The 1,033-nt window shown below is 58.4% G+C and carries 1 protein-coding gene and 1 pseudogene; both read left to right on the top strand.

What is annotated here, in order from left to right:
* The coding region (locus N551_RS36080; RefSeq protein WP_035961689.1) for a flagellin at nt 1-480 on the top strand (480 nt) is incomplete at its 5' end.
* Nucleotides 481-839: 359 nt separating this feature from the next.
* Nucleotides 840-1,033 (top strand): annotated as a pseudogene (locus N551_RS36075) (flagellar protein); the annotation flags it as partial.

The following is a 1,033-nucleotide window of genomic DNA, read 5'->3' as shown; positions in this document are numbered from 1 at the left end:
TACAACAACATCCTGAACCAGATCGACACGACCTCGCAGGACTCCTCGTTCAACGGCGTCAACCTCTTGAACGGCGACCAGCTCAAGCTGGTGTTCGACGAGACCGGCAAGTCGAACCTCAGCATCACCGGCGTGACCTACAACTCCAAGGGTCTCGGCCTCGCGGCGCTGACCAGCGGTGTCGACTTCATCGACAACTCCGCGACCAACAAGGTGCTGTCGAACCTGAACGCCGCGTCGAGCACGCTGCGCTCGGAAGCTTCGAGCCTCGGCTCGAACCTCTCGGTGGTGCAGGTTCGTCAGGACTTCAACAAGAGCCTGATCAACGTGCTGCAGACCGGTTCGTCCAACCTGACCCTGGCCGACACCAACACCGAAGCGGCCAACAGCCAGGCGCTGTCGACCCGCCAGTCGATCGCGGTCTCCGCGCTGTCGCTGGCCAACCAGTCGCAGCAGAGCGTGCTCCAGCTGCTCCGCTAACAAGCGGACGAACATCGTAAGACGACTATTGCGGCGGGGCTTCGGCTCCGCCGCTTTCTTTTTGCAACGGCATCAGAGTGCCGCTCGACGAAGTGCAACGATGCATTCGGATGCAGCCGATTGCTTACTCTGAGTTATGGTTGACAAGTCGCAAACGCCGGGTCGTTGCGCGAAAAAGCATCATGCTATCATGACGATATGGACGAGCCTGAGATGGCTCCGATTGCTCATATGGTGAATCCGCGCAAGGACTGGCGCGACACGCTTCATGCTTTGTTAGCCGTCTGTGTTCACCGTCCCGGACATCGATTAATCCTAATCGAAGTTTGTTGCGTTGCGTACCAGAAGGGTAACACTCAATGTCCGGTATTGTTCTCTCCTCGTCGGTTCGTCAGAACCTGCTCTCCCTCCAGTCCACCGCTGATCTTCTCGCCACCACTCAGAGCCGTCTGTCGACCGGCAAGAGCGTCAATTCGGCCCTGGACAATCCCACCAACTTCTTCACCGCACAGTCGCTCGACAACCGCGCCAGCGACATCAACAATCTGCTCGA

The organism is Bradyrhizobium sp. URHA0013, assembly GCF_000518345.1.
Lineage (GTDB): Bacteria > Pseudomonadota > Alphaproteobacteria > Rhizobiales > Xanthobacteraceae > Bradyrhizobium.
This window is presented reverse-complemented; position numbering and strand designations above follow the sequence as displayed.